Origin of the sequence: Burkholderia sp. BCC1208 (assembly GCF_902833095.1) — a bacterium.
Lineage (GTDB): Bacteria > Pseudomonadota > Gammaproteobacteria > Burkholderiales > Burkholderiaceae > Burkholderia.
Window position 1 is genome coordinate 995,252 of the sequence record NZ_CADFDY010000001.1, and the last position, 17,090, is coordinate 1,012,341.

Below are 17,090 nucleotides of genomic sequence, written 5' to 3' on the forward strand. Positions count from 1 at the left end.
CGTTCGCGCGCCCCACCCGGCAAGCGAGCCGACCACGCCGGCACCGGGCGGCGGCGACGTACCCGTCTCCATCGTCGACCGGCGGGTGACGTCCGCGCCCCGGCGCGCGCCCACGCCGCCACCGCGTCACCCGCATCATCCTCTGCTCGGCAGCGCCGGCAGGCAGTCGCCTGCCCGAGCGCACGCTCAGCCGACCGCCCCAACGACAAAACGGAGACATCCATGTCCGCATCCCCCCCGGCCGTTGCACACGCAACCGGTTCGGCCGGCGCCGTCAGCCACCGGCGCATCGTGTTCGCGAGCTTCATCGGCACCGCGATCGAGTTCTACGATTTCTACGTGTACGCGACGGCCGCCGCGCTCGTGATCGGCCCCGTGTTCTTCCCGCATGGCTCCGCGACCGCACAGGCGCTGTCCGCGTTCGTCACGTTCGGCATCGCATTCATCGCGCGCCCGATCGGCTCGTTCCTGTTCGGGCACTTCGGCGACCGTATCGGCCGCAAGTCGACGCTCGTCGCATCGCTGCTCGTGATGGGTGTATCCACCACCGCGATCGGCTTCGTGCCCGGCTACGACGCGATCGGCGCGCTCGCGCCGGTGCTGCTGTGCGTGCTGCGCTTCGGCCAGGGGATCGGCCTGGGCGGCGAATGGGGCGGCGCGGCACTGCTCGCGACCGAGCATGCGCCGCAGGGCAAGCGCGGCTGGTTCGGGATGTTCCCGCAACTGGGGCCCTCGGTCGGCTTCCTGATGTCGAACGGCCTGTTCTTCGCGCTCGCGCTGTCGCTGTCAGACGAGCAGTTCCGCAGCTGGGGCTGGCGCATTCCGTTCCTCGTCAGCGCGGTGCTCGTCGCGCTCGGCCTGTACGTGCGGCTCAAGATCACCGAAACGCCCGCGTTCCAGGCGGCCCTCGACCGCAACGAGCGCGTGCGCGTGCCGGTCGCGACGCTCGTCACGCAACACTGGCGGCCGACGCTGCTCGGCGCGCTCGCGATGGTCGTGTGCTACACGCTGTTCTACATCTCGACGGTGTTCTCGCTGTCGTACGGCGTGTCGGCGCTGCATATTCCGCGCCAGAGCTTCCTCGGCCTGCTGTGTTTCGCGGTCGTCTTCATGGGCCTCGCGACGCCGCTGTCCGCATGGGCGTCGGACCGCTTCGGGCGCAAGCCGGTGCTGGTCGCCGGCGCGATCGCGGCGCTGCTGTCGGGGTTCGCGATGGAACCGCTGCTCGGCAGCGGCTCGATGCCGCTCGTCGCGCTGTTCCTGACGATCGAGCTGTTCCTGATGGGCGTGACGTTCGCGCCGATGGGCGCGCTGCTGCCGGAATTGTTCCCGACCAACGTCCGCTATACGGGCGCGGGCGTCGCGTACAACCTCGGCGGGATTCTCGGCGCGTCGATCGCACCGTATATCGCGCAACTGCTGGCTGCGCGCGGCGGGCTGTCGTGGGTCGGCGGCTATGTGTCGATTGCGGCGGCGATCAGCCTGATCGGCGTACTGCTGATGCGCGAAACGCGCGACGCGTCGCTCGTCTGACCCTCCGGGGCGACCCGGGTTGTACGGCGGCGAGCGCTCTCTATACTCGATTCTGGGCGCGTCGCTGCGCGCCCGGGGATCCCGCCCCGACAGGAGCCGCCGCCATGAATATCCGCCTCGGCAATGCCGATCTCATCATGATCCTCGCGCTCGCGCTGGGAGGCGCGCTACTGCTCGCGCTGCGGTTCCGGCCGAAGACCTGGCGCGGCCTCGTGTTCGAGGCGCTGCTGGCGAATCTGGCGGCCATTGCCGCCGTCGTCACGGTCGAGGTGTTGCTGGCCTGAACGCGGCCGCCGCGCCGCGTCAGGCCGACAGCCGCGCGCGCAACGCGCCGTAGGCCGGGCAAACCGCATCGATCGCGTCCAGCGCCTCGTCGACGGTCGGCATCGCGCCCGGCTCGCCGATCGACAGCGCAGTCGGTGCGCCGCCGATGCCGCAATGGTGGCGCGACGTCGCGACGAAAATCATCACGGTCGGCCGCTGCAGCGCGTGCGCCATGTGCACGAACCCCGTATCGACGCCCACCACGAGCGCGGCCCGGCCGAGCGCCGCACCGAGCTCGCGCACCGTCATCGCCGGTAACACGATCGCGCCCGGCGCACGGGCGGCGATATCCCGCGCATCGTCGTGCTCGGCCGCCGATCCCCACGGCAGCAGCACGCGCACGCCGCGCGCCATCATCTCCGTGGCAAGGGCGGCCCAATGCTCGGCCGGCCACTTCTTGTCGGGATTGGACGTCGCATGGAACAGCAGCACGAACGGCTCGCCGTCGGTCACGGCGGCCGGCAGGCTCGCATCCTGCGGCGCGACCACGCCGTACGTGGCAGGCCCTTCGGGCACGTAGCCGAGCGCTTCGCCGGCACTCACGCGCATCCCGTGCCATGCATCGCAGTCGGGCCGCGGACCGAAACGGTGCGAATACGCGAAGCGCGCACCCGTTTCGCCGAGATCCTGCGTCTGGTAGCCGACGCGGCGCGCGGCACGCGCCAGCGACGCAATGATCGCGCTCTTGTAGACACCGTGCAGATCGATGACCGCGTCGTACCGATGCGCACGCAACGCACCGATCGATGCCGAGATCGCCTTCAGGTCGCCGGCATTGCGCAGTTTCTTGAAGCGGCGCAGCGGCGCGCACAGGACGGCGCTCACGCCCGGATGCCAGCGTACGACCTCCGCGCACGATTCGTCCACGGCCCAGTCGACCGTCACGCCGGGGAAGGCGCGATGCAGGTCGGCGACGACGGGCAGCGTCTGGACGACGTCGCCGAGCGACGTCACTTTCACGATAAGGATGCGTTTCACGATTTGCGGGAATTCTCGACTGGCCATCTCGGCATGCTAACGACGGTTGCTATGTGCAGACATTACGCGCGCATTACATTTGCAACAAATTGCATCTCTTTTGTGAATTTTTGTCGCTTCACGCGGGCTTTTGTCGTCCCCGCTGGTATCCGGTTCTTTTTATAATCCATTCTTTGCCTCCCGGCCCGCCCCAATGCCGCGCCCCGCCCTCCCCGCGCTGTTTCCCGCCCTCACCCGCCGCTCGCTGCGAATCTGGCGCCAATATGGTGTTTTCTGGCTCGGCGCGATCGTCGTCGGCCTCGCTGCCGTACTGTACGCCCGGTTGATCGACTGGGGTTACGAGACCTTCCGCGCGATGCGCGATCACGCCGTCTGGCTGCCGCTGTTGCTGACGCCGGCGATCGCCGCGATGTCGGCATGGATCACGCGGCGCTTTTTTCGCGGCGCCGAGGGCAGCGGCATCCCGCAGGTGATCGCGACGCTGCATGCGCGCCCGAGCGCATTCGGCGCGCGGCTGCTGACGCTGCGCATCCTGTTCGGCAAGGTGCTGATCTCGTTCCTCGGCATCCTGGGCGGCTTCACGATCGGCCGCGAGGGGCCGACGGTACAGGTCGGCGCGGCGCTGATGTTCAACCTGCGGCGCTTCTACCCGCGCTCGAACGCGCAGATCGAACGCCAGCTGGTGCTGGCCGGCGCGGCGGCCGGGCTGTCCGCCGCCTTCAATACGCCGCTCGCCGGGATCGTGTTCGCGATCGAGGAGCTGACCCGTAGTTTCTCCGCGCGCGCCAGCGGCGTACTGATCACCGCGATCATCCTCGCCGGCGTCGTCGCGCTCGGCCTGAACGGCAACTACACGTATTTCGGCACGATCGACACCGGCCTCCATTTCCCGAAGCTGCTGGCGGTCGCGGTGCTGGTCACCGCGATCGTGACGGGCATCGCGGGCGGCCTGTTCTGCTGGCTGCTGCTCAATACGGGCCGCTGGCTGCCCGCGCGACTGCTGGGCCTGTATCGCGAGCGGCCGATCACGTTCGCCGCGCTGTGCGGCTTCATGATCGCCGTCGTGGGCCTCGTATCCGGCGGCACGACGTTCGGCAGCGGCTATGCGGAGGCGCGCGGCCTGCTCGACGGCAGCCAGCAGCTGTCGGTGTTCTATCCGTTCCTGAAGATGATCTCGATGGTCGCGTCTTACCTGCCGGGCATCCCGGGCGGGATCTTCGCGCCGTCGCTGTCGATCGGCGCCGGCTTCGGCAACCTGCTGCATACCGTGTTCAGCAACATGAGCCTGCCGATGCTGATCGCGCTCGCGATGGTCGGCTATCTTGCCGCCGTCACGCAGTCGCCGATCACGTCGTTCGTGATCGTGATGGAAATGATCAACGGTCATGCGCTGGTGATTTCGCTGATGGCGACCGCACTGGTATCGAGCCGCGTATCGCGCTTTTTCGCGCCGCCGCTCTACGAAACGCTCGCGCAGCGCTATCTCGCGCCGCCCGTCGCGGCCGTCGCGCCGGCGGCGGCAACTGCAGCGGCCGCCGCGAGCAACGTGACCGACGTGACGGAACCCCAGGATGCAAACGCGGCCCCCGCCGATCCGCTCGACACGCTGCGCGATGAAGGCGGCGAGGAGCCGGCCGCCGCCGCGGCCGACAGCCCCGTGCATGCGCCGGCGCCGCACGATGCCGGGCCGGCTGCGACCGACGCGAACGATTCGGCGCAACGGCACGGCCCGCGCGACGCTCAGTAGATCACGACGGGCGCCGGCCGGTAGTAGACCGGCCGCGCCGGCACGACGATGCACCCGGCCAGCGTGATCGCGACGAGCACGATGGCGATTGCGGTTCTTTTCATCGCGCGCCTCCGTCAAGCCCAGTGGCCACGCGTCCAGAACCAGTTCGGGCCGCGCTGGTCCCAATGCCCGGGCACCCATTGCATGCCCACGCGCTCGGTTTCCCAGTGGCCGCCGATCCACACGTAGCGGCCATGATCCCAGTGCCAGTGCCCGCGCTCCCACACGTAGCCCACGCGCGTGGCCGGTACGATCTCGTAGCGTACGGGCGGCGGCGCATTCGGCGCGACGACGACGATTTCCTCGGTGCGCACGGCGACCGGCTCCGCGATGACCATACGCCCCTGCGGCGCGAGCACGGGCGTACCGACGAGGATCTCGTCCGCATGCGCGGCGAACGGTGCGACGACGGCTGACAGGCCCGCGGCAAACAGCGCGAGCGAAACGATACGACGTGAAGCGGTAGAGACGGCCATCACAACCTCCAGGTTGAACAAGTCACGCGAGCGTATTCGTTCAATGCGGGAGAGTCGATTACGGCCGACAGGCGCCGTGTTACGGCGTGCCCGAAAGTGCAACAGGGCGTAAGACGCGCACGGCGGCGGGCGCCGCCGTGCGGAGGGATACGCGCAAGCGTCAGGCTTGCGGAATCTCGATCTTCACTTCGAGGACTTCGAGGTCGTCCTGGCGCTCCAGGCTCACGCGGATGTCATCGTCCGAAATATGGACGTACTTCGAGATGACCGCGACGAGCTCTTTCTGCAGCGCCGGCAGGTAATCGGCCGGCGGCCGGCCGCCGACCCGCTCGTGCGCGATGATGAGCTGCAGGCGCTCCTTCGCGACCGATGCGGACTTCTTCTTCTCGCCGAGGAGAAACGAAAGGATGGACATGGGCGGCCTCCGTTACTTGCTGCCGAAGAGGCGCTGCAGCAGGCCCGGCTTCTGGTAATCGGTGAAGCGCAGCGGCTTGTCCTCCCCGAGAAAGCGCGAGACGACGTCCTTGTACGCTTCCGCGACGTCGGTGCCGTCGATGTGCACGGCCGGCAAACCCTGGTTCGACGCGTGCAGCACGGCTTCCGACTCGGGCACCACGCCGATCAGCTTGATGCGCAGGATCTCGCTGATGTCTTCCAGCGACAGCATCTCGCCTTCGCTCACGCGCTTCGGGCTGTAACGCGTGATCAGCAGGTGTTCCTTGATCGGCTCCTTGCCTTCGGTCCCGCGCTTCGTCTTCGACGACAGGATGCCGAGAATGCGGTCCGAGTCGCGTACCGACGACACTTCCGGGTTCGTGACGATCAGCGCTTCATCCGCGAAGTACATCGCATGCAGCGCGCCGGCCTCGATACCGGCCGGCGAATCGCAGACGATGTATTCGAAGTCCATCGCGACGAGGTCGTTCAGCACCTTCTCGACGCCGTCGCGCGTCAGCGCATCCTTGTCGCGCGTCTGCGACGCCGGCAGGATGAACAGGTTCTCGCACTTCTTGTCCTTGATCAGCGCCTGGTTCAGGTTCGCTTCGCCCTGGATCACGTTCACGAGGTCATACACGACGCGACGCTCGCAGCCCATGATGAGATCGAGGTTGCGCAGGCCGACGTCGAAGTCGATCACGGCCGTCTTGTGGCCGCGCAGCGCGAGGCCCGACGCGAAGCTCGCGCTCGTCGTCGTCTTGCCAACGCCGCCCTTGCCCGAGGTCACCACGATGATTTTTGCCATTTACCCAATACCCTGTGTTCGTCAATGAGAGCCGATCGATCCGGAGCGCACCGCGTGAATCACGTCAGGCGCAGCGGTTCGATCATCAGTTTTTCCTCTTCGAGCCGGATCTGCACCGATTTGCCCAGTACGTCGGCGGACAGCGGGTTCTCGGTCGTTCGATAGATACCCGCGATCGAAATCAGTTCCGGTTCGAGACACGTGCAGAAAATGCGCGCGTCGTGATTGCCGTGCACGCCCGCTAGCGCGCGGCCGCGCAACGGCGCGTAGATGTGGATATTGCCTTCCGCGATGATTTCCGCGCCGTGACTGACCGGCGCGAGCACCACGAGGTCTCCTTTCGCGTAAATCTGCTGCCCCGAACGCAACGGCCGGTCGATCACCAGCGTCTGGCCGCCGGCCTGCAAGAGCGTCGGCGCGGGCTCCGACGGCTGTTCGGGCGCCGCCGCGGCTGCGGGAGCGGCGGCGGTCGCGGCGGCTGGCACGGCCGCCGGTTCCGCTTCGTCGGCAGGTTTCGCCGCCGGCGCGCGGCGATCGCGCGCCTCCAGCAACGGCAGACCGGCTTCCCCCGCCCAGCCCTGCGTTGCCAGTGCGACGACGCCCACCGGGCGCATCCGCACGTCGTTCAGCATCTGCCGGATGTCCGCGAGCGCGACGCGTTCGCCGTCAGCCAGGCGGCGGACGTCGATCGCGACGACATCGTCGGCGAAAAACTCGGGAGTCGCTTCGAAGCGCTTGACCAGTTCGGCACGCAACGCATCGAGATCGGTCGTCTTCACGGTGAACAGCAACGTATCGACCGATCCGCTGCGCAGCTCGAAGAATGGCGATTTTTTAAGCGACATGGACACTCTGCAAAAATTTTTTGCGTATTTTACAGGCGTCCACGCACGCGGCCATTATTTTTGGGACGCGGGGTTGCGGCGGCACGGGCGGACGCGCCACCGGCCAACGGGCAGGCCAGCGGGCGAACGGGCCGTCATCGCGCCGCGCGGCTGGGTATTTTGAGGTCGCGTCAGTGCTTCACCTGCGACACGAACAGCGATTTCATCGCGCCCGGTATGCGCGCGATCGGCGCGTGTTCGCCGGTGTTGCCGAAACCGGCACGCTCGTAAAAGCGGATCGCGTTGCGGTTCGCATCGGCGATCCATGCGTAGACGTCGGTGGCGCCGCGCTCGGCGAGCCATGCGGTGGCCGTCTCCAGCAGCAGCACGCCGCCGCGCAGGTGACGCACCGCATGCGCCACCCACAATTCGCTGACGAACGCGCGCCGATCGGGCGTGTTGTCGAAATACGCGCCGATCATGCCGGCCGGGTGGCCTTCGGTGTACAGCAGGAAAGTCGTCGACTCATCAGAGACAGCGCGCTGCGCGGCAATCGCCGACGCCGCGTCCGTTTCGACGGTCAGCAATTCGGCCTCCGGCGCTTCGCCGGGTGCGTAGGGCTCACGCAGCGATGCGGCGCGGAGTTCGCGATACACACCGCCCTGATCGGCAGCGATACGACGAACGGTCAAGGTCGAACTCATGCAGGCACAGCCCCCTTCGGACAGCAAGCTAGTAGCTTCAACCGAAAGCGGGGCATGAGTCAAATCGTAATTTTCAAATGGCGGCGCGGATCGAAAGGCGGCAGATGTCATCAGCGACGATACGCGCCGCTCGATGTGCAGATGCAGCATCGATGCATCGACGCAGGCGGGCGGACGGTAAGCGCGATCTCATGCTCCGGCAATTCGCGTCGTTCTCCTTGCGATGCGCGGCCGGCCGGTTTTGACTCGCATTGCATTGCGTTGCCGCGACCGTAATGCTACGTAATATAAGCAGGCGGAAAGCGCGCGGTGCCCCTTCTTCGCCAGCCCGGTTATTGCGACGCAACATATGTTGCAGCCCCGTCATACCGGCCTGTGCACGCGGCACGGCGAGCCATTCGTCTGACAAACGCGTCGCCGCCGCGGGCCGATCCGCCGTCGGCGGCATGTTTCAATCGGCGCGTGCCGGCCCCTTCCCGACGCACGTTGCGCGCACCCCGTCGTTTGGAGCGACGCGCCTAGCGCCAGAGTTTGGCAAGCGCGCGCACCCAGTCGTATAACAGGCAGAACCGGGCAGCGATCCGGCGCCGCCGCGCACGCGGCGGACCACGACGATTCGAACAATCTGCATGCGGCCGCCCGCGGGCCGGCCGACTGGAGGGAGACAATGGCAACGACCGACGGATCGGCTTCGGGCTGGTCGGATGGCAAGCGTTACCTGTGGCTGCTCGGCGCGCTGACGATTACGCTGCCGATCCTCGCCGCGCAGCTCGCGCTGTCGACGGGCCTTCACGTGTTCTGGTGGTTCGGTCCGCTGTTCGCGTTCGGCGTGATCCCGATCCTCGACACGCTGATCGGCGACGATCGCGACAATCCGCCCGAAGCCGCCGTGCCGCATCTCGAACGCGAGCGCTATTACCGGTACATCGTCTATCTCGCGACTTTCGTCGAATACGTCGCGTTCTTCACGTGCGTGCGGATCGTCGGCACGCACGCGCTCGCGTGGTACGACTACGTCGGCTTCGCGCTGTCGCTCGGCGCCGCGACGGGCATCTCGATCAATACCGCGCACGAGCTCGGACACAAGACCGACCGCTTCGAACGCTGGCTCGCGAAGGTCACGCTCGCGCCCGTCGCGTACGGCCACTTCTACGTCGAGCACAATCGCGGCCATCACGTGCGCGTCGCGACGGCCGAGGATCCGGCGAGCGCGCGCTACGGCGAGTCGTTCTGGGCATTCCTGCCGCGCACGGTGACGGGTGGCATCCGCTCGGCGTGGCGGCTCGAAAAGGCCCGCCTCGAACGGCTCGGGCATTCGCCGTGGACCTGGCGCAACGAAGTGCTGCACGCGTGGGCGATGACCGCCGTCGTGTGGGGCATCGCGATCGCGATGGCCGGCAAGGTCGTGATCCCGTTCCTCGTGATCCAGGCCGCTTACGGCGCGTCGCTGCTCGAAGTCGTGAACTACGTCGAGCACTATGGGCTCGGCCGTCGCAAGCTGCCGAGCGGCCGCTACGAACGCTGTACGCCGCAGCATTCGTGGAACAGCAATCACGTCGTCACGAACCTGTTCCTGTACCAGTTGCAGCGACACGCCGACCATCACGCGAATCCGACGCGCTCGTACCAGGCGCTGCGCCACTTCGACGATGCGCCGCAATTGCCGGCCGGCTACGCGACGATGATCCTGTTCGCGTACGTGCCGCCGCTCTGGTATCGCGTGATGAACCCGCGCGTGGTCGCGCACTATCGCGGCGACATGGCGCAATCGAACATCAAGCCATCGATCCGCGACAGGGTGCTGGCGCAGTATCCGACGGCGGCGTGATCGTTCGGTAAGGATTGTGCGGAAGCCGGCGTGTGCCGCTTGAAACGGTCGGCGCGCCGGCATCCGGTTTTGCACGCACCCGGTGTCGCAGCGACGCCGTCACGCCTCATTGAACGTGGCCCTTGCCTGCGGCGCGCTCGACGCGCGTTGCGAACGCCCACGACCGCGATGGCCGCAATCCGCCATGCAATAACCGTCAGGACTTCCGACAGTCGGTTCGTCATCGGGCGGTGGCGGTCGTGATGCAGCGAGTCTGCATCGAAGCTGCGGCACGATCGTGCGCGCGGTGGATCGCCATCGTCTCGGCACGATCCGATCCGCCGGTAGCCGGCCTGTCGCCGCAGCATCGACAATCGACGCATTGCACCGGCGACCCAAAACGAAAAACCCCTTGATCCTTCCGGATCAAGGGGCTTCGTATTTTGGCGGAGAGGGTGGGATTCGAACCCACGGTACGGGGAAACCGTACGCCTGATTTCGAGTCAGGTACATTCGACCACTCTGCCACCTCTCCTTCCTTACTGCATTTCGCGGTTGGTCACTCCCGCGAAAGAAAAGATTATAAAACGATCTTTTCTTGGCTGACAAGCCCCCTCGGCAAATTTTTTTGCGGGGCTTCGGAAGGCCCGCGTTACGACGCCTGTGCAGGCGCGTCGATCCGCTCCATGCCGCCCATGTACGGACGCAGCACGTCCGGCACCGTGACCGAGCCGTCCGCGTTCTGGTAGTTCTCCAGCACCGCGACGAGCGTACGGCCGACCGCCAGGCCCGAACCGTTCAACGTATGCACGAGCTCCGGCTTGCCTTGCGCGTTGCGGAACCGCGCCTGCATCCGGCGCGCCTGGAATGCCTCGGTGTTCGAGCAGCTCGAGATTTCGCGATAGGTGTTCTGCGCGGGCAACCACACCTCGAGGTCGAACGTCTTCGCGGCCGAGAAGCCCATGTCGCCCGTGCACAGCGTGACCACGCGGTACGGCAGGCCGAGCTTCTGCAGGATCGCTTCCGCGTGGCCGACCATTTCGTCGAGCGCCGCGTACGACGTTTCCGGCGCGACGACCTGCACCATCTCGACCTTGTCGAACTGGTGCTGACGGATCATCCCGCGCGTGTCGCGGCCGTACGAACCGGCTTCCGAGCGGAAGCACGGGGAATGCGCGGTGAGCTTGATCGGCAGCGCGGACGCGTCGACGATCGACTCGCGCACGGTGTTCGTCAGCGAAATCTCGGACGTGGAGATCAGGTATTGCGTGACCGTGTTTTCCGCACCGCCCTTCTCGACGCGGAACATGTCGTCCGCGAACTTCGGCAACTGGCCCGTGCCGTACAGGATCTCGGGATTGACGATGTACGGGGTGTACGTTTCGGTATAGCCGTGCTGCTGCGTGTGCGTGTCGATCATGAACTGCGCGAGCGCGCGGTGCAGGCGCGCGATCGGGCCGCGCAGCATCGTGAAGCGTGCACCGGCGAGCTTCGCGCCCGTCTCGAAATCGAGGCCGAGCGGCGTGCCGACGTCGACGTGATCCTTCACCTCGAAATCGAACTGGCGCGGCGTGCCCCAGCGACGCGCCTCGACGTTGTCGGCTTCGTCCTTGCCGACCGGCACGCTTTCGTGCGCGACGTTCGGCATGCCCAGCATCAGGTCGGACAGGCGCGCCTGGATCTCGCCGAGCTTGGCTTCTCCCGCCTTCATCTCGTCGCCGATCCCGCCGACCTCGGCCATCACGGCCGACGTGTCCTCGCCCTTCCCCTTCATCGCGCCGATCTGCTTCGACAGGCTGTTGCGGCGCGCCTGGAGCTCTTCGGTGTGGGTCTGGATCGCGCGGCGTTCCGCTTCGAGCGCGGAGAACGCGGCAACGTCGAGGGTGTAGCCGCGATCGGCGAGGCGCTTGGCGACGCCGTCGAGGTCTTTGCGCAGCAACTGGATGTCGAGCATGGGAGGACTTGGAAAAATCGTTGTGTAAGACGGGAATTCTAACGCACCCGGCGGCGGCCACGGCGTCGTCCGGACGGACGATGCCGCAAATGGGCGGCCATGGCGGTATCGTATTGGCAGTCCGCGGCATCGGCGCCCGGCGAATTGCCGCGCGCCTCGCCATGACGGATCGCAACACGCCCGCGCCGTCTGGCGGCAACGAATCGAGCGGAGCGTCGGCTCCGCGTCACAGCCCCCGGGGAATCCGATGAGCATCGAACTCGACAAGGAGCTACGCGATCGCGCGATCGCGTCGCTGCAACGTTATTTCACAGAAAACATGGACGAGCCGATCGGCAACATCCAGGCCGGCGCGCTGCTGCATTTCTTCATCCAGGAAATCGCGCCGGCGGTCTACAACCTCGCGATCGCCGACGCGCAGGAACGCCTGCATGCGCGGGTCGCCGAACTCGACATCGAATGCCACGAAGAGCCGTTCGAATACTGGAAGAAACAACAGCCGGGCCGCAAGCGCTGACGCATCCGCGGCAGCGCCGTCAGTCCTTCTTGCCGGCCTCGCGATCGAGCTCGCGCAGCCATGCAAGCTTGTCGGCGATCTTCGATTCGAGCCCGCGCGGCACCGGCTGGTACCAGCGCGGCTCGCGCATCCCGTCCGGCAGGTACGTCTCGCCGGCCGCGTACGCGTTCGGCTCGTCGTGCGCGTATCGATACGCGTGACCGTAGCCGAGCTCCTTCATCAGCTTGGTCGGCGCGTTGCGCAGGTGCACGGGCACCTCGCGCGACTTGTCCTGCTTCACGAACGCCATCGCCTGGTTGAACGCGTTGTAGCCGGCGTTGCTCTTCGCCGCGCACGCGAGATAGATCACGGCCTGCCCGAGCGCGAGCTCGCCTTCCGGCGAGCCGAGCCGTTCGTAGGTTTCGGCAGCGTCGTTCGCCACCTGCAACGCGCGCGGATCGGCCAGGCCGATGTCTTCCCACGCCATCCGCACGATGCGCCGCGCGAGATACTTCGGATCCGCGCCGCCGTCGATCATCCGGCAGAACCAGTACAGCGCGCCGTCCGGGCTCGAGCCGCGCACCGACTTGTGCAGCGCCGAAATCTGATCGTAGAAGTTGTCGCCGCCCTTGTCGAAGCGCCGCGCGTTCAGCGTCATCGCGCTGCCGACGAAATCGGCATCGATCGTCGCGACGCCGGCCGACGTCGCCGCCGTCTGCGCCTGTTCGAGCAGGTTCAGGAAGCGGCGCGCGTCGCCGTCCGCGTAGCCGATCAGCGTATCGATCGCCTTGTCGTCGAACGCGAGGCCGCCGAGCGCGATGTCCTGCGCGCGCTTCAGCAACTGGCGCATCTCGTCGTCGCTCAGCGACTTCAGCACGTACACCTGCGCACGCGAGAGCAACGCCGAATTGACCTCGAAACTCGGGTTTTCGGTCGTCGCGCCGATGAAGGTCACGAGGCCCGACTCGACGAACGGCAGCAGCGCATCCTGCTGCCCCTTGTTGAAGCGGTGGATCTCGTCGACGAACAGGATCGTGTGGCGCCCGGTGCGATTCAGCGTGTCCCTCGCCTGCTCCATCGACTCGCGGATGTCCTTCACGCCGCTGAGCACCGCGGACAGCGCGATGAACTCGCAGTCGAACGCGAGCGCGGTGAGCCGCGCGAGCGTCGTCTTGCCGACGCCGGGCGGCCCCCACAGGATCATCGAATGCGGCTTGCCCGATTCGAACGCGAGCCGCAGCGGCTTGCCTTCGCCCAGCAAATGCGTCTGGCCGATCACCTCGGCGAGCGTTTTCGGCCGCAGCGCCTCGGCGAGCGGACGGCGCGGCTCGACTTGAAACAGGTCGGACATGAACCCTCGCTCCACATCAAACGATGGCGGCCGAACCGGCCGCCGGACCCGACATTATGACAGCCGCACGACGGCGCCGCCGGGCCTGGTGTCCGCGCCCGGTGCCTGGCGCCTGATGCCCGCGCGCAGAAACGACACGGGCCTGCCGTCGCCGGCAGGCCCGTTAGGGAAAAGCAGTGCGCGGCGCCCGTCAGCCGTTGATCACGTCCGCGCCCTTCGGCACGACGAACTTGAACGTATCGCCCTTCAGCGACGGATTCGTCTGGATGTTCGTGAAGGTCAGCAGCGTGACGTTGCCGAACACGTCGTGCAGCTCCATCGCGGCGAGCGTGCCGTTCCGGAAGCCGATGCCGATCCGCTGGAACTGCGTGTCCTGCGCCTTCGGCAACATCTCGAGCCACTCGATGCCGCCCTTCTCGCCGGCATCGCGCAACGTGTAGCTCTTGTCGAGGTCGTTGCTGCCGAACAGGATCGCGGCGGGGCTCGCGCCCAGCGCACCGTTCAGCTTGCGCTCGGTGACCTGGTTCAGGTCGCGGTCGTACACGTAGAGCTTGTCGCCGTCGGCCTGCAGGACCTGCTGATACGGCTTCTGGTACGTCCAGATGAACTTGCCCGGCCGCGCGAACACGAACGTGCCGCTCGAATTGTCGGTGGGCTTCGGCGCGGCCTGCGCGGCGCTCGCGCCCTTGGCCGGCGCCTTGACGATCTGCTGCGTGAAATCGCCCTTCGCCGAACGCACCTGCGACACGAAGGCCTTCAGTTGCTCGGTGCCGCCCGCGAACGCGTGCGTCGCCGCGAGCATCAGCGATGCGCCGGCGAGCGCCGCGCCGAGCCAGCGCCGCGTCGAACGAAGGGACATTGCGAACGAATGTTGCTGCATATAGCGGTTTTCTCCCTGGGTGGCCGGCGCTGCGGGCGCCGCGGACTCATTCCGCGTCGCGCGCCGGCACAAGAATTTCGCGGTTGCCGCTCGACGACATCGCCGACACGAGCCCCGACTGCTCCATCTGCTCGAGCAGCCGCGCCGCGCGGTTGTAGCCGATCCGCAGATGGCGCTGCACAAGCGAGATCGACGCGCGGCGGTTCTTGATGACGATCTCGACCGCCTGGTCGTACAGCGGATCAGACTCGCCGCCGCCTTCGCCGGTTCCCGCGCCGGCCGAGCCCTCGTCGCCGTCGGCGGTGCCGCCTTCGAGCAGGCCCTCGACGTAGTTCGGCTCGCCGTGTTCCTTGAGCTTCTCGACGACGCGATGCACTTCGTCGTCGGAGACGAACGCGCCATGCACGCGCACCGGCAAGCCCGAGCCGGGCGGCAGGTACAGCATGTCGCCCATCCCCAGCAGCGATTCGGCGCCCATCTGGTCAAGAATCGTGCGCGAGTCGATCTTCGACGACACCTGGAAGGCAATGCGCGTCGGCACGTTCGCCTTGATCAGGCCGGTGATCACGTCGACCGACGGACGCTGCGTCGCGAGGATCAGATGGATGCCGGCCGCACGCGCCTTCTGTGCGATCCGCGCGATCAACTCCTCGACCTTCTTGCCGACGACCATCATCAGGTCGGCCAGCTCGTCGATCACGACGACGATGTTCGGCAGGCGGCCGAGCGGCTCCGGATCTTCCGGCGTCAGGCTGAACGGGTTCGGGATCTTCTCCTCGCGCTTCGCCGCATCGTCGATCTTGTTGTTGTAGCCCGCGAGGTTGCGCACGCCGAGCTTGCTCATCAGCTTGTAGCGGCGCTCCATTTCCGCGACCGTCCAGTTCAGCGCGTGGCCGGCCTGGCGCATGTCGGTGACGACCGGGCACAGCAGGTGCGGAATGCCTTCGTAGACGCTCATTTCGAGCATCTTCGGATCGATCAGGATCAGGCGCACCTGCTCGGCGGTGGCCTTGTACAGCAGCGACAGGATCATCGCGTTGATCCCGACCGACTTGCCCGAACCGGTCGTACCGGCCACCAGCAGGTGCGGCATCTTCGCGAGATCCGCGCACACCGGCTTGCCGCCGATGTCCTTGCCGAGGCTCAGCGTCAGCGCCGACGAGGCGGCCGCATACACCTCGGAGCCGATGATCTCCGACAGGTGCACCGTCTGGCGGCGCTGGTTCGGCAGCTCGAGCGCCATGTAGTTCTTGCCGGGGATCGTCTCGACCACGCGGATCGACACGAGCGACAGCGAACGCGCGAGATCCTTCGCGAGGTTGACGATCTGGCTGCCCTTCACGCCGGTGGCCGGTTCGATCTCGTAGCGCGTGACGACCGGGCCCGGATACGCGGCGACGACGCTCGCCTCGACGCCGAAGTCCTTCAGCTTCTTCTCGATCAGGCGCGACGTGAATTCGAGCGTATCGGCGGAAATCGCCTCCTGCGTCTTCGGCGCGGGATCGAGCAGCGACACCGGCGGCAGCGTCGAATCGCCCGGCAGGTCGGTAAACAGCGGCACCTGGCGCTCGCGCTCGACGCGCTCGGACTTCGCGGGCGTGACGACCGGCGGCACGATCGTCACCGGCTCGTGATCCTCGATGCGCACGCGCTCCTCTTCGACCTTGCCTTCGCGGCGCACCGCCGCGGCCTCGCCGAGCTTGCGGTCGCGCTCGGCCTCGCGGCGCAGCTTCGCGACGTTGACCGCGGACAGGATCGCGCCGCCGACACGCTCGGCGACCGACAGCCACGAGAAGCGGAAATAGAGCGACAGGCCGATCGCGAGCGCGATCAGCAGCAACAGCGTGCCGCCCGTGAAGCCGAACGCGTGCGACATCGCGCCCGCGACGGCCTCGCCGACGACGCCGCCCGGCGCACGCGGCAACTGCACCTTCAGCGACCACATGCGCAGCGCCTCGATGCCGTCGCATGCGAGCACGACCAGCACGAACGCAAGGATTTCGGTGAGCCAGCCGATCGGCCGCTCCGGTTCGTCGGGCATCGCGTCGTGGCGCGTGATGCGGCGGTAGTTGACGGCGATGCGCCGCCCGAGCGGCACGATCAGCCAGTAGGCCGACAGGCCGAACAGCAGCAGGATGATGTCGGCCGTCCACGCGCCGACGCGGCCGGCCCAGTTCGAGATGTGATCGACCTGGGCGGCGTGCGTCCAGCTTGGATCGCGCCGGCTGTAGCTCAGCAGGGCCATCACCAGAAAGGCGCAGAGCGCGACCTGGAGAATCCAGCGGATCTCCGTGAGGAGCTTCGACATCCGGTGCGGCAACGCCTGTGCCTGGGCGGAATAAGGAGCTTTTGCCATGAATCCGTATAAAGAGGACGGGCCGTGCGCCCGCCTGTCGTTCGATCGCGCTTATTGTAAACGCTGCACCGCGCCGCCAAGTGTAAATGACGGTTACATCACGGGGACGGGGCGCCGAACCGGCGCCGCCCGCGGCCGCAGGCCGGCCGAATGTTCGCCCCTGCGACAACTCGCCGCCGCGCGGCAAACCGCCGCCCGGCGCGCTGCCACGGTACGACGGCGCGCCGCGAAACGCTATCGGCGCGATTGAAACTCTCGTTCGGCAACGCAGCAACGGGGCCTTTATAATGCGCGTCTGATACCCATCTATGACGGCATCCCGGTCAACCGGAGCGTACGGCGAGCCCTACCCCGCCCGCCGCGCCGCCTTTTACG

At 66.9% G+C, this 17,090-nt stretch carries 15 protein-coding genes and 1 tRNA gene; 5 read left to right on the forward strand and 11 right to left on the reverse strand.

The genetic code is table 11. From position 1 onward, the window contains the following. The first annotated feature begins 222 nt into the window (after nucleotides 1-222). Nucleotides 223-1,533, forward strand: a complete 1,311-nt coding sequence (locus tag HWX09_RS04555) for an MFS transporter (protein WP_027783814.1) — start codon at nucleotides 223-225, stop codon at nucleotides 1,531-1,533. 104 nt (nucleotides 1,534-1,637) lie between these two features. Next, a complete protein-coding gene (locus HWX09_RS04560; RefSeq protein WP_027783813.1) occupies nucleotides 1,638-1,817 on the forward strand; it encodes a hypothetical protein in 180 nt (59 codons plus the stop codon). A gap of 19 nt (nucleotides 1,818-1,836) precedes the next feature. Here the strand turns inward: HWX09_RS04560 and waaC are convergent, their stop codons facing one another. Next, on the reverse strand, nucleotides 1,837-2,835 hold the full coding sequence (waaC, locus tag HWX09_RS04565; protein WP_027783812.1) for a lipopolysaccharide heptosyltransferase I: 999 nt from the start codon (nucleotides 2,833-2,835) through the stop codon (nucleotides 1,837-1,839). A 193-nt stretch (nucleotides 2,836-3,028) separates the two neighbouring features. Here waaC and HWX09_RS04570 point away from each other — a divergent pair, with 193 nt between their 5' ends. Beyond that, nucleotides 3,029-4,582 carry a chloride channel protein gene (locus HWX09_RS04570; protein ID WP_027783811.1) on the forward strand — a complete coding sequence of 518 codons (1,554 nt, stop codon included), beginning with the start codon at nucleotides 3,029-3,031 and terminating at the stop codon, nucleotides 4,580-4,582. Between the two features lie 116 nt (nucleotides 4,583-4,698). Here the strand turns inward: HWX09_RS04570 and HWX09_RS04575 are convergent, their stop codons facing one another. From HWX09_RS04575 to HWX09_RS04595, 5 genes are all read right to left on the reverse strand, one after another. Next, on the reverse strand, nucleotides 4,699-5,100 hold the full coding sequence (locus HWX09_RS04575) for a YXWGXW repeat-containing protein (protein ID WP_027783809.1): 402 nt from the start codon (nucleotides 5,098-5,100) through the stop codon (nucleotides 4,699-4,701). Nucleotides 5,101-5,260: 160 nt separating this feature from the next. Then, nucleotides 5,261-5,515: a cell division topological specificity factor MinE gene (gene minE, locus HWX09_RS04580; protein WP_006476634.1), complete on the reverse strand. Its 255-nt coding sequence runs from the start codon at nucleotides 5,513-5,515 to the stop codon at nucleotides 5,261-5,263. A gap of 12 nt (nucleotides 5,516-5,527) precedes the next feature. After that, nucleotides 5,528-6,343 (reverse strand): septum site-determining protein MinD, encoded by an 816-nt coding sequence (gene minD, locus HWX09_RS04585; protein WP_027783808.1) that lies wholly within the window; start codon nucleotides 6,341-6,343, stop codon nucleotides 5,528-5,530. Between the two features lie 59 nt (nucleotides 6,344-6,402). Beyond that, nucleotides 6,403-7,188: a septum site-determining protein MinC gene (minC, locus tag HWX09_RS04590; RefSeq protein WP_027783807.1), complete on the reverse strand. Its 786-nt coding sequence runs from the start codon at nucleotides 7,186-7,188 to the stop codon at nucleotides 6,403-6,405. Between the two features lie 170 nt (nucleotides 7,189-7,358). Next, nucleotides 7,359-7,982, reverse strand: coding sequence for a GNAT family N-acetyltransferase (locus HWX09_RS04595; RefSeq protein ID WP_227789552.1), 624 nt, complete (start codon nucleotides 7,980-7,982; stop codon nucleotides 7,359-7,361). A gap of 556 nt (nucleotides 7,983-8,538) precedes the next feature. Here HWX09_RS04595 and HWX09_RS04600 point away from each other — a divergent pair. Then, the gene (locus HWX09_RS04600) at nucleotides 8,539-9,699 is read left to right on the forward strand and encodes an alkane 1-monooxygenase (RefSeq protein WP_027783805.1); all 1,161 of its coding nucleotides are present in this window, start codon (nucleotides 8,539-8,541) and stop codon (nucleotides 9,697-9,699) included. Nucleotides 9,700-10,122: 423 nt separating this feature from the next. Here HWX09_RS04600 and HWX09_RS04605 read toward each other — a convergent pair. Then, nucleotides 10,123-10,213 (reverse strand) — tRNA-Ser (locus tag HWX09_RS04605). 117 nt (nucleotides 10,214-10,330) lie between these two features. Then, on the reverse strand, nucleotides 10,331-11,632 hold the full coding sequence (gene serS / locus HWX09_RS04610) for a serine--tRNA ligase (RefSeq protein ID WP_027783804.1): 1,302 nt from the start codon (nucleotides 11,630-11,632) through the stop codon (nucleotides 10,331-10,333). 247 nt (nucleotides 11,633-11,879) lie between these two features. Between serS and HWX09_RS04615 the strand changes: the two genes are divergently transcribed. Further along, nucleotides 11,880-12,149 (forward strand): DUF2164 domain-containing protein, encoded by a 270-nt coding sequence (locus tag HWX09_RS04615; protein WP_027783803.1) that lies wholly within the window; start codon nucleotides 11,880-11,882, stop codon nucleotides 12,147-12,149. A 19-nt stretch (nucleotides 12,150-12,168) separates the two neighbouring features. Here HWX09_RS04615 and HWX09_RS04620 read toward each other — a convergent pair whose 3' ends face one another. From HWX09_RS04620 to HWX09_RS04630, 3 genes are all read right to left on the reverse strand, one after another. Beyond that, complete coding sequence (locus tag HWX09_RS04620) at nucleotides 12,169-13,479, reverse strand: replication-associated recombination protein A (protein ID WP_027783802.1); 1,311 nt, start codon at nucleotides 13,477-13,479, stop codon at nucleotides 12,169-12,171. Nucleotides 13,480-13,669: 190 nt separating this feature from the next. Continuing rightward, nucleotides 13,670-14,359 (reverse strand): outer membrane lipoprotein chaperone LolA, encoded by a 690-nt coding sequence (gene lolA / locus HWX09_RS04625; RefSeq protein WP_027783801.1) that lies wholly within the window; start codon nucleotides 14,357-14,359, stop codon nucleotides 13,670-13,672. A 46-nt stretch (nucleotides 14,360-14,405) separates the two neighbouring features. Further along, nucleotides 14,406-16,715, reverse strand: coding sequence for a DNA translocase FtsK (locus HWX09_RS04630; RefSeq protein ID WP_027783800.1), 2,310 nt, complete (start codon nucleotides 16,713-16,715; stop codon nucleotides 14,406-14,408). Between the last annotated feature and the right edge of the window lie 375 nt (nucleotides 16,716-17,090).

Coding starts and splice junctions, on each gene's coding strand:
- HWX09_RS04575 (WP_027783809.1), bottom strand. CDS start 5,100: ATGGCCGTCTCTACCGCTTCACGTCGTATCGTTTCGCTCGCGCTGTTT.
- HWX09_RS04615 (WP_027783803.1), top strand. CDS start 11,880: ATGAGCATCGAACTCGACAAGGAGCTACGCGATCGCGCGATCGCGTCG.
- HWX09_RS04555 (WP_027783814.1), top strand. CDS start 223: ATGTCCGCATCCCCCCCGGCCGTTGCACACGCAACCGGTTCGGCCGGC.
- HWX09_RS04560 (WP_027783813.1), top strand. CDS start 1,638: ATGAATATCCGCCTCGGCAATGCCGATCTCATCATGATCCTCGCGCTC.
- HWX09_RS04630 (WP_027783800.1), bottom strand. CDS start 16,715: ATGGCAAAAGCTCCTTATTCCGCCCAGGCACAGGCGTTGCCGCACCGG.
- serS (WP_027783804.1), bottom strand. CDS start 11,632: ATGCTCGACATCCAGTTGCTGCGCAAAGACCTCGACGGCGTCGCCAAG.
- HWX09_RS04570 (WP_027783811.1), top strand. CDS start 3,029: ATGCCGCGCCCCGCCCTCCCCGCGCTGTTTCCCGCCCTCACCCGCCGC.
- minE (WP_006476634.1), bottom strand. CDS start 5,515: ATGTCCATCCTTTCGTTTCTCCTCGGCGAGAAGAAGAAGTCCGCATCG.
- HWX09_RS04595 (WP_227789552.1), bottom strand. CDS start 7,982: ATGACATCTGCCGCCTTTCGATCCGCGCCGCCATTTGAAAATTACGAT.
- minC (WP_027783807.1), bottom strand. CDS start 7,188: ATGTCGCTTAAAAAATCGCCATTCTTCGAGCTGCGCAGCGGATCGGTC.
- HWX09_RS04600 (WP_027783805.1), top strand. CDS start 8,539: ATGGCAACGACCGACGGATCGGCTTCGGGCTGGTCGGATGGCAAGCGT.
- minD (WP_027783808.1), bottom strand. CDS start 6,343: ATGGCAAAAATCATCGTGGTGACCTCGGGCAAGGGCGGCGTTGGCAAG.
- lolA (WP_027783801.1), bottom strand. CDS start 14,359: ATGCAGCAACATTCGTTCGCAATGTCCCTTCGTTCGACGCGGCGCTGG.
- HWX09_RS04620 (WP_027783802.1), bottom strand. CDS start 13,479: ATGTCCGACCTGTTTCAAGTCGAGCCGCGCCGTCCGCTCGCCGAGGCG.